The sequence below is a fragment of the Nocardia sp. NPDC004711 genome, from assembly GCF_053601595.1.
The window spans coordinates 14,946-28,434 of sequence record NZ_JBSGCB010000014.1 but is presented as its reverse complement, the minus strand read 5'-3'; the positions used below and the strand labels follow the sequence as shown (position 1 = coordinate 28,434).

Genomic DNA, 13,489 nt, shown 5'->3' with positions numbered 1-13,489 from the left:
TGTGAGACCACCCCGGTCGGCGTGTTCAACGTCCGGGCGTGTCAGAAAGGCTCGGGGTGGAGGTCGTCGGCGGGGATCGCGAGACCTTGAAGGACATCGACGAACCGGTGCAGGTCGCTGCGTAAGTCGGCCAGTGGGTAGCCATCGGCGCCGATGAAGGTGTGGAAAGAGCGTGTGACCGAACGCCCGCCGCGCGGGCTTGCTTGTCGCCGGGCCGCTACTACTGGTCGGCCTGGGTGGCGGACTCGTGGTGGCACCGAACATGGTGATGGCCACGCAAGACGTCCCGGTCAGCGAGAGCGGCTCTGCCGCCGCCGTTCAGCAAACCGGCCAGCGCATCGGATCCACGATTGGTGCGGTGCCGGTGCCGCCCAACTAATAGGCTGCCGACATATGGATATGTCTACCAGCCGAATTCGTGTCGTCGGCGTCGCGGCGACCGTCGTGGCCGGATTGCTGTGCGCCACCGGATCCGCACAGGCGGCGCCGGGCAGCTGCGATGGCTGGCAGATGGACACCCTGGCGCAGGGGCTGGGCAACGTGGAGAATCTCGAAACCGACGGGAACGGCGGGTTTTTTGTCTCCGGGCTGGAAGCGCACAAGCTGTACGACATCGACGCGGCCGGCAATGTCACTGTCGTACGAGACGATTTCGCCTACGGACCGGGTGGGTTGCAGCGCGATGGCAGCACGTTGTACGTCAGCGGCGGCATGACCGACGGCACCGTCGGCGTGCACGCGCTGGACACGGCGACCGGCGCGGTGACCCATGTGACCGATCTCACCGGCAACGGCCTGCTCCGGCTACCGAACGGCGACCTGCTGACCACCTGGATCGGCCTCGAGGGCACCGCACCGGCCGGTGTCAGCGCTTATCACCACGACACCGGTGTGGTCCAACCGAATTGGGCGCCGGTTCCCCGCGCCGAAGGACTGACGTTGAGTCCCGACGGCACGGCGGTCTATACCGATGACATGATCACCGGTCAGATCTACCGCATCCCGCTTGATGATCCCGGGCATTGGACCACGGTGGGCCGGCTCGGCGGCGTCGTCCCCGGCGACGACGACCTCACCATCTCCCAGACCGGGATCCTGTACGTGGCAGCGCATGTCGGCGGTTCGATCGATCGGTTGGATCCGGCGACCGGCGCCACCTGTTCGATCGCGACCGGCATCTCCTGGGGCTGGAGCGGCCCGTCCTCGGTCCGCATCGGCCCGGACGGTGCCGGCTGGGCACTGTATGTCACCGCATTCGACGGCACCTTCCGCCGCATCCGGCCTCCGGCCGGTGTCGGCCCGTGGGGTCCATCAGCGTGAAATCTGGCGGTAGCCAACGGGATGGCGTTCTGACCAGGGGCGATTCTAGCGGCCAGTCCAAATCTGTGAATCTGGCGTTAGCGCGCTACCGCGCATAACCGCGCACTATGTGCGGTAACTCGGCCAGCGACCTGGGCGTATGCGCCGGCGAATGCTGCCGACTCGCGAAACTATCTGCGGTGGCGGCTTACCGCCAGATCCGGCGGACTTGGCCCTCACAGGCCGTGAAGGCCTCCCGGCTCAGCTTGTCCAGCTCGCCACGGTGGGCGCCGGCGGGGACGGCTGCCACCGCCTGGTCGAGGGCGGCCAGTTCCTTGGGCAGTTCGTCGCGCCGGGCGGCCAGCCTGGACCAGTCGATGCGCTTCACCCGGTCGATGAAGTCGGCGAATTCCTCTTCCAGGCTTCGCATTTCGCGCACCTCTGTCTGGCCGGACCGCCCGGTTCGCAATGCTCGGCTGCCTGACCGATGCACAACGCCCTGCCTGACAGCAAGACGCTTTGCACCCTATCGCCAATGGGCCGGAAGTCGAAAACTAGTGATACCGTGGACGTTTCGCTTCAGCGGTATGTCCGAGTGGTTGGAAGTGTCGTTTCCATCGAGAGGCTGTTTCCATGAATGTCGGCGACAAAGTTGAGCTGGTGTATGACCTATCGTTGATGCCGCCGGATAGTAGCAACCGCGATGAACTCTACATATCTTCCCGGTCACAAGCAGTCATCACCGCAGTCACCTCGATGGTGACGGTTGGACCGTACGGACCGTACGGCTCTCGCAGGGATGTGCCCGAAAACGGTGCCGACCATCAGAACGCCATCGAAAGAGGTTATCCGATCAGTGACCCCTGGAACCTCAACCGGATCTTGATCGAGGGCTTCATCAAGGCCGCTGTCAAAGACGAGAAGCTCCGGCCCATCGACTCCTGAGCTTGACGCTCCTATAAATGTCAACCGGCTGAGGGGGTTTCGATTTCGGTGGGTGGAGCGGGCGGTTAGACCGTGTCTCACGTCGTTGTGATTCGTTAGCCGCGTGCGCGGCTGGCGGGCGGACCGATCGTCATTCTTCGGTGAACTACGAGCGGCGTTGTGGCGCTGATGGTTTCATGCCCGGCTGTGCGTGATGAGGGCGTGAGCGAGTACGGCCGATTCATGGCGTTGTCGCGGGCGGAGCTGGAGCGGTCCTTGTGCTTGGGTGATGAGGGCCGCGAGCTGATTGCTGACCGCCTGCGCGACCCGCTCACGCTGAACGTGACTTTTCTCGTCACTGGACCTCACGGGCCGGGACGGTCGCAGATCGTCGTACTCGCCCACCTCCGACAGCGGCGGATCCTCCCCAGCACCGAGTTGGCCTCGGCCCGTGCCGATCTCGGGGACGTACTTGTAGATCGTGGAACGTGAGACCCCGAGCAACCGGGCGATCGAGGACACCGATTCGTCAGGCCGGGTCAATAGGGCGCGGGCCTGGCGGATCTGCTCGCCGGTCATGGCCGGTGGGCGGCCGAGGCGTTGCCCGCGGGCGCGCGCGGCGGCCAGGCCCTCGTGGGTGCCGTCGACGATCAGCTCGCGGATGAACTCGGCGAGCGCAGCGAAGACGTGAAACACCAGGCGCCCGCCGGGGGTGGTGGTGTCCAGGGCTTCGTGCATGGATCGGAATCCGATGCCGCGCTTGCGGAGTCCGGCGACGATCGAGATCAGATCCTGCAGGGAGCGGCCGAGCCGATCCAGCGCGGGCACCACCAGGGTGTCGCCGGGCCTCAGGTAGTCGAGGCACTTGTGCAGTTCCTCGCGCTCGATATTCTTGCCGGACTTCTTGTCCGAGAACACCCTCTGGCATCCGGCCTCACGTAATGCCAGCAGCTGGCGGTCGAGCAGCTGCCCGGTGGTCGACACCCGCGCGTAGCCGACGAGCGCGCCACCGCCGCCGATCGGATCGAGGGCATCACCGTCGAGAACGAGCGCCGGCGTCACGGCGGAGGTGTCGGTCATGACCGTGACTGTACGAGAAAGGTCCGACAGGACTTGTTGGACACCAAAGGTTTTCGACACGTTTTTCCGACACTCGCTCGATCGGGTCGACCAGGGTCTTCATGTCAGCTTTCGAAGTCGCCGTCAGTGATGTTCGAAGTCTGTTCAGTTGGTCGGCTGTAGGAAAACGCCAGCTGGTTGTGGTGAGGGAAAGGGCGCGGTCGCGGCGACGAAGGGAGGCCGGGCTGGCCACTTCGCCACGACACACCCGTGACCCCACGCCCCGACATCCTGATCTTGCGACCTCGGGTGAATGCCACCGGTCGCCGCTTCCTGAGACAGCGAAAAGGCCCCGACCGGAATCGGGGCCTTTTCGCGTGTGCGTGACTACCATGTGTGCCTTATCGGCAAATCCGCCTTGGAGTAGCGGCCAGCAGATAGTGCTTCACTGGTCTTCCTTGCGGCTCGCGGTATTCGCGCTACGAACGGTCATAGCGTCATCTCACCCGAGAGGTACGCGTCACCGGCCGAGAAGCTGTACGTAATCCGGTCGCCGGGTTGCGAGTCGAACAAGCGCCCGCCCCACAGCACGCCGACCACCTGTGGATTCCCGTCACAGCGGGCGGTTCCGCTGGTGCCTGTCGCGGTCTGACGTGTATCCCAGTCTGTCGCGGTCGCCACAACCGGGGTGGTGTAGCCGGTATCGGTGCCCGAGCACGTGACCATGATGTTGGCGATGTTCCCGGCCGGGTTCATGCTCAGAAGCTGGATACTGCCCGCGCCCGCGTGGGCCGTTCCCGCCAACAGCCCAGTTGCGGCAAGGCTGAGAGCGAGGGTCCCAACAGCTTTCATTCTTCGATCTCCCTGAACTTCACGTCGCGGCACTGACCGCCGGGGATTCCAGATAGGACGCCGGCGAGCCGTACCAGCGGATCCGCCGATCATCAACACAGCGGCGAGACGCGACGTTGAATCTTTCTGAATTGCAAAGTGATCCCCTCCCAGTTGAACGATTCCCAACCGGCTATACGCTCTGGGCTTGTTCGGTGATTTTCTGCAGTGCCGCCAGGTGCCCGCTCAGTGCGGCGTGTCCGGCCTTCGTCAGCCCGATCCAGGTCTGGGGTCGGGCATCGCGAGTCTTCTTGGCGACCCGCACGTACCCGGCGTCCTTCAAGATCTTGACTTGTTTGCTGAGTACCGAGTCGCTGATGTCGAGAACCTCTCGCGCGACGGCGAATTCGACGAGATCGGCCGTGGCCAGCATGGCACACAGCTTCAAGCGGTTGGGTGGATGAATGATCTCGTCGAATGCGGGCTCAGCAGGTGCCATCAGCGGCCGGTCCACCCCGCGCGAAGATCCTCGAGCATCGCCGCCATGATGCGCGGCGAGTAGATCAACGTAAGCCCGAAAACTGCCAACCCGGTCGCCGCCATGGCCCACCGCAGGTCGAATCCCCACTGCAGTGCCGCGCCGGCAAGCACGAAAACCGTGGCGCTGGCCATCCACTTCCACGAGGGTGCGAGCACGCTCGGGGTGGTGCGGTAGAGGCCGAGTCCGATACCGGTTTTCTTGCCTACCAGCCAACTCAGTGTGAAGGGAACCAGGATGAAACCGGCTGGCACCAGCGAGGAGGGGAGATCGTGTCCCATGCTGAACGAGGAGAGCGCGATGCCGATCCCCGCCGCGACACCCAGGTGGTACCACCACGGGATCGCTGCTCGCTCGACCAGTCGATCCCGGGTCGCCGATACCTCTTCCAGAGCCCGTCGCGCCTGTTCAGGCGTGTACGCCGCCCCCAGCTCGTTACTTTCCATGATGGAAAGCCTATCGGATACTTTCCATCATGGAAAGTAGTTATCGGCCCACTGCGATGACTTTCCTCTCGCCTGGGTTTGCCCGTTCTGGTTTCAGACCGCTTGGCTTGGTTGAGGTTTCGGCGGAAAAGTAGGCGGCCTTTGCCCGATCGCTCGCTCAGGCCGGGGAATCATGTGAACAAGATCGAAGGCCGCGGGTCCCTTCGGTGAGTGCGCGCACATGGCGGCACTGATCGCTTGCCCTGATTCGCCGGCCAGTGTCGGTAAACGATCGTTTTCCGAACACCCGAAAGGCCCGCAGAAGCGATCTGCGGGCCTTCGTTGCGACCGGACCGGGTGGCTGTTCGCCTCAGGCGGCGAGGGCGGCGGTGATCTTGCGGGGCATCTCGGCGGTGGCAGGGCCGGGCTGGGCGGCGGCGTCGATGGCGATCGCCACGGTGGTGGCGAAGTTGGTGGCCTCGGCCGGGTCCTGCTGCCCAGCGAGGCGGCCGACGCAGAGGCCGCGGTGAGTCCCACCACTGCGCTCGCGGCCACCAAAGCCTGTGTGGTCCAGCCGATTCGATCTTGCCCGGGTGTAGAACGGGTTCTAGATTGGTTCGATGCGGGGAGACTCCGACAACAAACTGGCCATCCGGAACGTCCGCGTCTTCGACGGTCACGGGCTGGGGGAACCGGCCACCGTCGTCATCGACGGCACCGTGATCGGCACCGACGCCACCGGCGCGCAGACCCTCGACGCCGGCGGCGCCATCCTCATCCCGGGCCTGATCGACGCCCACGTCCACCTCGACAGCCTCGACGCGCTGGATTCGTATGCCGCCCACGGCGTCACGACCGCCCTGGACATGGCATCGCTGCAGGGCGAGCTGATGGCGGTCCTGCGCGAGCGCACCGCCACGACCGACGTGCGCGGCGCCGGTGTGCCGATCATCGCCTCGGCCGGCGTGCACGCCCAGGTGCCGGGCATGGCGCAGGTCGAGGTCATCACCGGCCCGGCCGACGCGGAAACCATGGTGGCGCAGCGCGTCCGCGACGGCAGCGACTACATCAAGATGGTCCTGGAAGCCCCCGGCGACGGCGGCCCCGACGCCGAGACCGCCGCGGCGGTCGTCCGTGCGGCCCACGCGTACGGCCGCGTCGTGGTCGCCCACACCATCACCCCTGGCGCGTACGCCATGGCCGTCGACGCCGGAGTCGACATCCTCACCCATGTCCCCATCGGCGCGCGCATCCCGGCCGCCGACATCGACCGCCTCGCCGCCGGCGGCCACCAGGTGGTCCCCACCCTCGCCATGATGGAAGGCGCCGCCGAAATCTACAGCGTCAGCAAGTATTTCGACGCCACCCTGGCCACCGTGGGCGCCCTGCACGCCGTCGGCGTGCCGATCCTGGCCGGCACCGACGCCAACCGGATGCCCGGCATCCCCTTCCACCCGCCCCACGGGGCGAGCCTGCACCACGAACTGGAACTGCTCGTGCGCGCCGGACTCTCACCCGCGGCGGCCCTGCAAGCCGCCACCGCCGCCCCGGCGCGGCACTTCGGCCTGAGCGACCGCGGCGCCATCGCCCCGGGCCTGCGCGCGGATCTGGTGCTGCTCGACGCCGACCCCCTCGCCGACATCGCCGCCACCCGCGCCATCCGCGCCATCTGGTGCGGCGGCACCGAACACGCTCCCGCGCAGGCACTTCCGGTCTGAGGCGACCGCCGCGCGGGCCGCGGCGGTCAGTCGCCGCCGTCCTTGTCACACTGTTCGGCGTGGTGCTCGTTACCGGCGTCATCCTGCTGCACTGATACGAGATGCCTTAAGGGTCGCGGAAGTAGTAATCGCGCGAAAGACAACGAAGTTGCCTTGACCGGCGGTGGGGGCGGGTTGTCCGTGCCGGGCGCGACGATGTAGCCGGGTCGGTGTCCTGCTCCCCTTCCGGGGTCTCCGGCGACGACTCGGCTGAGCAACTACGCCACGATGCATTCACACCAATTTCTCGGTGCTGCCCCAGCGTTGAAGAGCGCGGCGTAGCGATCGTGCATCCGCGTACCCGAGGTGGGATGCAACTGTGCCGAGGGACATTCGGGCATGGCGCAGTAGGTGTTCGGCGCGCGCGTGGCGTGCTTCGTCGAGTTGCTGTTGCCACGTTGTGCCGTAGTCGGCCAGCCTGCGTTGCACGGTGCGGGGGCTGAGCGAAAGCCGGTGTGCGACCACGTGCAGGGACGGTGTCTTGTCGGCGAAGGGTTTCGCCAGGGCGTCGTTGAAGCTGTCTCGCCAATCTGGCAATGGCCTGCTCCTGGATGCCGTCATCTCGGCGTAACGGCGGAATATGCGGGCGAGTTCGGGATCTGCCGGCTGAAGTGGCTGGGTATCCGAGCCCAGGAATGTGATGGAGTTGGTCTGCCCACCGAAGTCGAGACGTCGCGTACCGAACGCATCCGCCAGCAGTTGGGATGTCCGCGGGGCCGGGTGGGCGAACCCGACATGCAGCGGCACAATCGAGTGGCCGATCGCTTCCCGGCAGCGGCGCAAGATCAGGAGCATGATGAATTCGTGGATCGCGCCCGCAGCCGGCGTCCACGATGCTTCCGAACCGTAGCGCAGTGTCAGCTGAGCCCCGTCCGATCGGACGTTCATCGTCGCTGAGGGGTCGACGAGCAGATGCAAGTATTCCGCAGCCTGCTGGGCACCGTCGGCGAGAGTGGCACCGCTGGTGAACAGGTAGTCCCAGACATGCAGGCTGCCCACTGCGGCCAGCTCCGCCGCCCGCAACCCTGGCATGCCCTCGGGTGCCGCGGTCGTCATCATCTCCCAGAGGCGCAGGAGCGAGTTGGTGGGGGGACGAACAAGGTCGTCATCCAACTGATGACATGTCAGACCGGTTAGGTTTTCGGCGTCGGCGGCCGCAATACCCAACCGACCAGCAGTCCTCAACACCAGACGGGTGATGTGTGATGACACCGTGCCATCGATCGCAGCCCGATGTTGCGCGCCCGAGCCGATTTCTGCGCCACTCCCTCGAGGTTGACCTCCCATGCGAGAGCAAACCGCAGCGGTGTCGTGTTTAGTCCCGAGATTGACGCGCTCCTGCATCCGAACGCCGCTGCCGCGCACCTACTTTGGGTCAAGAACGGGCCGCGATCCGCGGCCTGATCGATTGAAGGAGCTTCGAAAATGGCGGTACTGAGTGTTATGGAATGGGTCGGCAATTCGCCGACTTTCTACGTTGCGATCATCGAGCGCATGGGCGTCCAGAACGCACCGGCCGAGGGCATCCTCCTCCATATCGCGGGGGAAACCGCGACTGGAATGCGGATCGTGGAAGTGTGGGATGACGAGGACGCATTTGAGGCATTCGTCCGCGAGCGACTGCTACCTGCCGCCGAAGACGTTGGTTTGACCACGGAGCCCGCCTACACGGTCACCGCGGTCGCCAACCTTTTCGCCCCTACATTTGATCCGCTCCGGGAACTCGCGGATGGCTTCGCGGCCGTGGCTGCCGCGCAAGAGTAGGTTCCGTTCCCCCGCACTGTTCGCCGTGCTCTGCCGGCACAGAGCACGGCGGCGACCGCTACCTCATAGCTCAGTGGTAGATGAAGTCATTCGCCGCTGGGTGGCTCCTCGGCCAGTCCCACCGCGGCTGGAAATGACCGCAGTTGTTCTCGACGTGCTGGGTTTTCCTCAGCGTTTGCCGGTTCGTGGAGGACTCCGAGGAGCCGTTCCTGCTGCTCGAAGGGGAGCTGGCCGATGGTCCAGGCCACGCTGTCCATCATGCTGACCACCGCGGCGTCCAGGTCGTCGTCGGTGTCGTCGTAACTGTCCAGCCACCACATGACGTCAACGACAAGGCTGGTCAGCACCGGGACCAAGGGGTCTGTATTTTTCATCCTGACAAATCCTATCGGACGTTGATTCAGCTGCGAAGTTGTTGGTGGGCAACGTTTTCCACGTCGGTTTGTGCGCCGACCTTGCGGGCGAGGGACGAAGCCAAGCAGTTCTGGCAGGGGTCGCGGTCGAACTCGTCGAAATCCAACGAAGTTCGGCGTATGCCCTGATCAGCTTTAAGGCCTCAGCGCTCCCTGCAGCAGGCACATTCACCTCACGCGCCGCAATATCGTGCAGTCAGAGGCGCCCTGGTAGCGCAGATCCGTCTGAACCGTGGAAGGCAGTAGGAGCGTCGAAGATCCGGCGGAAGACGTCGTCGGCGTGGCTGGTGGGTTCCGGGAGTGCCGGTGTGAAGGAGAAGGTCCGGGTGCCGTCCGGGTGGTGGCCGGCGCGGAGGAAGAGATCGGTCGGGTGGGCGGATTGGTGACGGCGGTGGGCGAATTCGTAGAGGTGGGTGACGAAGACGATTGAGACGCCGGCTTCGAGGAGTGCGTCGACGAGTGGGGCGGCGATGCGGGTGGCGTCGTGTTCGCTGGTGGAGGAGAACGACTCGTTGCACAGCAGCAGGGAGTTCGGGGTGATGCGGTCGACGATGCGGCTCATGCGGGCCAGCTCGTCGGCCAGCTTGCCGTGGGACAGGGTGCGGTCCTCGTCGGTGACGAAGTGGGTGTAGACGCCATCGCGGACATCGGCTTCGAATGTGTCTGCGACGACGTACATTCCGGCCTGCATCATCAGCTGGGCGGTGCCGATGCTGCGCAGCAGGGTGGATTTGCCGCCGCTGTTGGCTCCGGTGATGACGATCAGGGAGCGGCCTGTGGCGTCGATGTCATTGCCGACCACCGGGTGGCCGGAGGTCAGGCACAGTGTGACGTCGCGCAGGCCGGTGCAACGCAGTCGCGCCTGACCGGCGGGATGCGGGGTCGGCAGGCACACCGGTAGCCCGGCATTGCGGAAGCGGTCGTGTAGTGCGAGACAGCCGACGTAGAAGGCGAGTTCGCTGCTCAGTCGCCGGAAGAAGTCCTGCACGTGGACGACCGCGTCGTTGACGACATCGGCGATCACGGACACGGCTCGGTCGCGCAGCTGCATGACCGGGTCGAATTCGGGGTCGGGTTCGTCGATGACGCGAAAGGCGTGGCGGCTCGGGCGATCGAATCCGAAGCGGCGACGGCGGATCGGCTCGTGCAGCACGATGCCCTCGATCCGGTTGCCGGCGCCGAGCCCGGCGCTGATGTGCAGACCGCGGTCGAAATCCATTGCCGCCAACTGTGCTTCGACACTGTCGAGATACCGGTCGTCGAGCTCAGCTGCTATGACGGCCATCAGATGGGTGAATCCGGGCGCTCGGAACCGGCGGCCGTCCCGATCGCAGAGGGCGCGCAATCGCCGGAGGAACGTGATCAACTCGGTCAGGGGTTCCAGCGCGAGCAGCAGTTTCCCACTGGCGCGGTGCAATGGACCGGCCTTGCGGCGCCTGACTTCGGTTGCCTGGGACGCGATCAGGTAGAGCTCGCGCACCAGTATCGGATGAGCCTGGCAGTCGGCGAGCACGGCGTGCCGGTAGCGGATCACCTCCGGATCGGTCACCGGTGCCGCCAGCCCGGCCCGCACGGCATCACGGATGACAGGATCGTCGGAGGCCGCAGTGCACAGTGACTCGAGACCGAGATCATCGAAAGCGTTGTCCCCGTTGCCTGCTGGACGCGGTTCGTAGTCGGCAGGATGGAGAAGATTCACCTGCATGCGGCGATCCTGGCGGTCACGAGGTCGTAGGTCAGCCCGAAGCGCTCGGCGAGCACCACGGCGTGGGCATGGCCGTCGGCCGGTCTGCGCTCGATGCGGAACGTGCGCCGGGACGGATCGCCGGGGTCGGTGGTGGCCACCATGCTGACTGTGGCCGGTCCGGACCGGGCCAGCTCGTCGAAGAAGGTGACCCACACGGCCATCGCGCCACGCTCGACGATCCGATCGAGCACATCGCGGCCGATCCGCACGGCATCGGCGGTACTGGTCGCGCTGAAACTCTCATTGAGGATGATCACGCTGTCCGCGGTCGCCTCCGCGAGTGTGTCGCGGAGGCGCAGCAGCTCCTCGGCGAGACGCCCATCGGGATCGGTTGCCTGCTCGGCACGTTCGAAATGCGTGAACAGCCGGTCCGCCAACGGCAGGCAGGCACTGCGGGCCGGGACCGGGCAGCCGAGCGCGGCGAAATAGATCAGCTGGCCGGCCGTGCGCGCGAAGGTCGTCTTCCCGCCCTGGTTGGGGCCGGTCACCACCAGTACTCGTTCCGGACCCGACAGCCGCAGATCGTTGCGCACCACTTCGGTGTCGGCGCGCCCGCGACGGGTGACCAGTGCGAGGTCGAACGCGCCTTCGGCGTGAATCTCCGTGCCCCGGGTTGCCAACTGTGGCAGGCACATCGCCCGGTCTGTTCCACTGACCCGGCGGACGAAGGCGAGATACGTCAGATAGAACTGGATCTCCCGATCGAACGCCATCACCGCGGTGTCGGCGAACTGCCCGTGGTTGCGGGCGAATTCGGCGAGTTGCTCGAAGCTCCGAGGGTGCAAAACGGCGACACGATCGAGGATCTGCTCCTCCATGTGATTGATGGCGTCCCAGTCCGAGCGCGGCCGCCCCGGCCGCGGCGCACCGACACCGAAGCGCGAGAACAACTTCGCGATCGCCGCGCTGTAATCCGCCTCAGCGCCGACGGGCCCCACCTCGAGGGTGCGGTCGACGATCCGCACGCTGTAGCGCACCGATCTCAACGCCTGCTGCGCCTGGTGCACGGCCGTGGCCAGATGCCCGAAGTCGGGCCGAACGATGTATTCGGCGATGAACTCCCGCCATCGGGTCAGCGCACGAGCGGACAGGGGGAGTGCGGCCAGCGCCTCGGTGAACCGCGTTACCGCCTCGACGTATTCGGCAGCAGCACTGAGCTGCCACCACTGACGCTGATGCGGATGATGCAGGCGTTCCTGCCAATCGAGCCGTTCACGTGTGCGGCGCATGCCGGCGGCGAACGCGTCGAACGCTTCCCACACCGAATCATCCGCGAGATCGGCGAAGATCTCGTGTCGGTACCTCACCGTCTCCGGGTCCCGGACGGGTTCGGAAAGCCAGGCCCGCAGCCGGTATTCATCGGCCCCGACGACGGCGGCGATGATCCGATCGATATGGAGGTCGGTCACCGCGCCCGAATCCACGATCAGGCTGTCGCCCAACGCCACTGAGTCCGGCCACAGCATGCTGACGCCCGGCATACACCCCACCTCCATCAGGTATGCCAGCCCCTCGGCAACAGCGGGCGAGCCTCGGACGGACCTATTGCACGGTAGAGAATACCTTACCGGCCGTCAAGCTATCTTTTGGATTCTGGTTCCGCTGTCAGATTCGGCGCAGGTCGATGACGGTGACCTTCCAGGTCCTGCTGGGCGTCATGGACTTTCGGGCGCACGGTGGGCTTGCCCTGGGCACGCCAGGTTCTCGGGCTGCAGCCGTGGCGTTTCGTGAACCAGCGGGAGAAGTTGCTGGGGGAGGAGAAGGCCAGCATTTCGGCGATCTCGGTGAGGGAGTGGCGGCGATTCGTGACCAGGTGCTGCGCCAGTTCGGCGCGGGTGGAATCCAGTAGGGCGGTGAAGGTTTCGCCTTCCGCGGCGAGGTGCCGGTGGATGGTGCGGCGGTCGACGCCGAGGCTGCGAGCGATCTGTTCGACCGAACAGCGGCCGGTCGGCAGCAGGAGTTCGATCAATTCCCGGACCCGGTCGATGGTGGTGGCGGTGGCGGTGAGGTCGGTGGAGCCGAGGAACTGCTGGGCGTAGGTGCGCAGCAGCGGGTCCGACATGGCGTTGCGCGCATCGAGATCTGTTGTGTAGATGATGATTCCGTTGAAGTCCTGACCGAAGGTGATGTTCGGCCCGAGCATGCGGTGATGGGTGCTGCGGTCGGACGGCGCGGCGTGGGCGAAGCGGATCTCGACCGGCTGCCAGCCGCTGCCGAGGAATCCGCGCAGCAGGCCGTGCAGCACTCCGACGGCGAGTTCGATGGCCTGGCGGGTTTCGCCGGGCTGCCCGATATCGAGCCCGAGCCGGATGGTGGCGAGACCGTTGCGTTCGGTGAGGCGGGTGTGCAGCGCCTCGTTGTACATGTGCTCGTGCCGGGACATGACCCGCAGCGCGCTGCGCACATCCGGTTCCTCGCGGATGACCAGGCTCAATGGGCCGAGGTTCGCGAAGCGTCGCCGCTCGGCCAGGCGCAGCCCGAAGTCCTCGCACTGCGCGGCGGCCGCGGAGCGTTCGAGCAGATCGGCGATGGTGGCGGCCGGCACCCAGCGGTCCGGCAGGGTCAGGCTCGCCGGATCGAGCCCGGATTCGCGCACCAGGCGAACCGGATCGAGACCGACGGATCGTCCCAGCTCCACGTAATTGTTCAACGCGGCATAGCGGGCGAGCGGTTTCACCACACATCCTCTCGTGTCCCGAGCTGAATGGATTCTTGTCCCGCAAGGATAAGCA

General features: G+C 65.7%; 14 protein-coding genes. 4 read left to right on the top strand and 10 right to left on the bottom strand.

Annotated features, from left to right (window positions below):
* Nucleotides 1-393: 393 nt before the first annotated feature.
* Entirely contained in the window at nt 394-1,320 is a 927-nt protein-coding gene (locus ACWEKS_RS15920) for an SMP-30/gluconolactonase/LRE family protein (protein WP_452340769.1), read from the top strand.
* Nucleotides 1,321-1,507: 187 nt separating this feature from the next.
* On the opposite strand, the gene ACWEKS_RS15915 is transcribed toward ACWEKS_RS15920, so the two are convergent.
* On the bottom strand, nt 1,508-1,729 hold the full coding sequence (locus ACWEKS_RS15915) for a hypothetical protein (protein ID WP_452340768.1): 222 nt from the start codon (nt 1,727-1,729) through the stop codon (nt 1,508-1,510).
* 203 nt (nt 1,730-1,932) lie between these two features.
* On the opposite strand from ACWEKS_RS15915, the gene ACWEKS_RS15910 reads away from it, so the two are divergent.
* Entirely contained in the window at nt 1,933-2,244 is a 312-nt protein-coding gene (locus tag ACWEKS_RS15910) for a hypothetical protein (RefSeq protein ID WP_452340767.1), read from the top strand.
* Between the two features lie 174 nt (nt 2,245-2,418).
* Here the strand turns inward: ACWEKS_RS15910 and ACWEKS_RS15905 are convergent, their stop codons facing one another.
* From ACWEKS_RS15905 to ACWEKS_RS15890, 4 genes are all read right to left on the bottom strand, one after another.
* Nucleotides 2,419-3,303 (bottom strand): recombinase family protein, encoded by an 885-nt coding sequence (locus tag ACWEKS_RS15905; protein WP_452340766.1) that lies wholly within the window; start codon nt 3,301-3,303, stop codon nt 2,419-2,421.
* A gap of 468 nt (nt 3,304-3,771) precedes the next feature.
* Nucleotides 3,772-4,134, bottom strand: coding sequence for a hypothetical protein (locus ACWEKS_RS15900; protein WP_452340765.1), 363 nt, complete (start codon nt 4,132-4,134; stop codon nt 3,772-3,774).
* Between the two features lie 172 nt (nt 4,135-4,306).
* Complete coding sequence (locus ACWEKS_RS15895; RefSeq protein ID WP_452340764.1) at nt 4,307-4,627, bottom strand: transcriptional regulator; 321 nt, start codon at nt 4,625-4,627, stop codon at nt 4,307-4,309.
* Nucleotides 4,612-5,097 carry a hypothetical protein gene (locus ACWEKS_RS15890; RefSeq protein WP_452340763.1) on the bottom strand — a complete coding sequence of 162 codons (486 nt, stop codon included), beginning with the start codon at nt 5,095-5,097 and terminating at the stop codon, nt 4,612-4,614. Before ACWEKS_RS15890 ends, ACWEKS_RS15895 begins: the two co-directional genes overlap by 16 nt.
* 599 nt (nt 5,098-5,696) lie before the next feature.
* Between ACWEKS_RS15890 and ACWEKS_RS15885 the strand changes: the two genes are divergently transcribed.
* Complete coding sequence (locus ACWEKS_RS15885; protein ID WP_452340762.1) at nt 5,697-6,794, top strand: amidohydrolase family protein; 1,098 nt, start codon at nt 5,697-5,699, stop codon at nt 6,792-6,794.
* A 273-nt stretch (nt 6,795-7,067) separates the two neighbouring features.
* Here the strand turns inward: ACWEKS_RS15885 and ACWEKS_RS15880 are convergent, their stop codons facing one another.
* Nucleotides 7,068-8,000: an AraC family transcriptional regulator ligand-binding domain-containing protein gene (locus tag ACWEKS_RS15880; RefSeq protein ID WP_452340761.1), complete on the bottom strand. Its 933-nt coding sequence runs from the start codon at nt 7,998-8,000 to the stop codon at nt 7,068-7,070.
* 258 nt (nt 8,001-8,258) lie between these two features.
* Between ACWEKS_RS15880 and ACWEKS_RS15875 the strand changes: the two genes are divergently transcribed.
* Complete coding sequence (locus tag ACWEKS_RS15875) at nt 8,259-8,597, top strand: hypothetical protein (protein ID WP_452340760.1); 339 nt, start codon at nt 8,259-8,261, stop codon at nt 8,595-8,597.
* A gap of 86 nt (nt 8,598-8,683) precedes the next feature.
* Here ACWEKS_RS15875 and ACWEKS_RS15870 read toward each other — a convergent pair whose 3' ends face one another.
* The 4 genes from ACWEKS_RS15870 to ACWEKS_RS15855 all read right to left on the bottom strand — a co-directional run bounded on the left by ACWEKS_RS15870 (nt 8,684) and on the right by ACWEKS_RS15855 (nt 13,434).
* On the bottom strand, nt 8,684-8,971 hold the full coding sequence (locus tag ACWEKS_RS15870) for a hypothetical protein (protein ID WP_452340759.1): 288 nt from the start codon (nt 8,969-8,971) through the stop codon (nt 8,684-8,686).
* Between the two features lie 235 nt (nt 8,972-9,206).
* A complete protein-coding gene (locus ACWEKS_RS15865; RefSeq protein ID WP_452340758.1) occupies nt 9,207-10,715 on the bottom strand; it encodes a MutS-related protein in 1,509 nt (502 codons plus the stop codon).
* The gene (locus tag ACWEKS_RS15860) at nt 10,706-12,238 is read right to left on the bottom strand and encodes a MutS-related protein (RefSeq protein ID WP_452340757.1); all 1,533 of its coding nucleotides are present in this window, start codon (nt 12,236-12,238) and stop codon (nt 10,706-10,708) included. Before ACWEKS_RS15860 ends, ACWEKS_RS15865 begins: the two co-directional genes overlap by 10 nt.
* 98 nt (nt 12,239-12,336) lie before the next feature.
* Entirely contained in the window at nt 12,337-13,434 is a 1,098-nt protein-coding gene (locus ACWEKS_RS15855) for an AraC family transcriptional regulator ligand-binding domain-containing protein (RefSeq protein ID WP_452340756.1), read from the bottom strand.
* Nucleotides 13,435-13,489 lie beyond the last annotated feature (55 nt).

Bases quoted from the DNA above. Each gene is read 5' to 3' on its own strand.
- ACWEKS_RS15920 (WP_452340769.1), top strand. From the start codon at position 394: ATGGATATGTCTACCAGCCGAATTCGTGTCGTCGGCGTCGCGGCGACC.
- ACWEKS_RS15915 (WP_452340768.1), bottom strand. From the start codon at position 1,729: ATGCGAAGCCTGGAAGAGGAATTCGCCGACTTCATCGACCGGGTGAAG.
- ACWEKS_RS15910 (WP_452340767.1), top strand. From the start codon at position 1,933: ATGAATGTCGGCGACAAAGTTGAGCTGGTGTATGACCTATCGTTGATG.
- ACWEKS_RS15905 (WP_452340766.1), bottom strand. From the start codon at position 3,303: ATGACCGACACCTCCGCCGTGACGCCGGCGCTCGTTCTCGACGGTGAT.
- ACWEKS_RS15900 (WP_452340765.1), bottom strand. From the start codon at position 4,134: ATGAAAGCTGTTGGGACCCTCGCTCTCAGCCTTGCCGCAACTGGGCTG.
- ACWEKS_RS15890 (WP_452340763.1), bottom strand. From the start codon at position 5,097: ATGGAAAGTAACGAGCTGGGGGCGGCGTACACGCCTGAACAGGCGCGA.
- ACWEKS_RS15885 (WP_452340762.1), top strand. From the start codon at position 5,697: ATGCGGGGAGACTCCGACAACAAACTGGCCATCCGGAACGTCCGCGTC.
- ACWEKS_RS15875 (WP_452340760.1), top strand. From the start codon at position 8,259: ATGGCGGTACTGAGTGTTATGGAATGGGTCGGCAATTCGCCGACTTTC.
- ACWEKS_RS15870 (WP_452340759.1), bottom strand. From the start codon at position 8,971: ATGAAAAATACAGACCCCTTGGTCCCGGTGCTGACCAGCCTTGTCGTT.
- ACWEKS_RS15865 (WP_452340758.1), bottom strand. From the start codon at position 10,715: ATGCAGGTGAATCTTCTCCATCCTGCCGACTACGAACCGCGTCCAGCA.
- ACWEKS_RS15860 (WP_452340757.1), bottom strand. From the start codon at position 12,238: ATGCCGGGCGTCAGCATGCTGTGGCCGGACTCAGTGGCGTTGGGCGAC.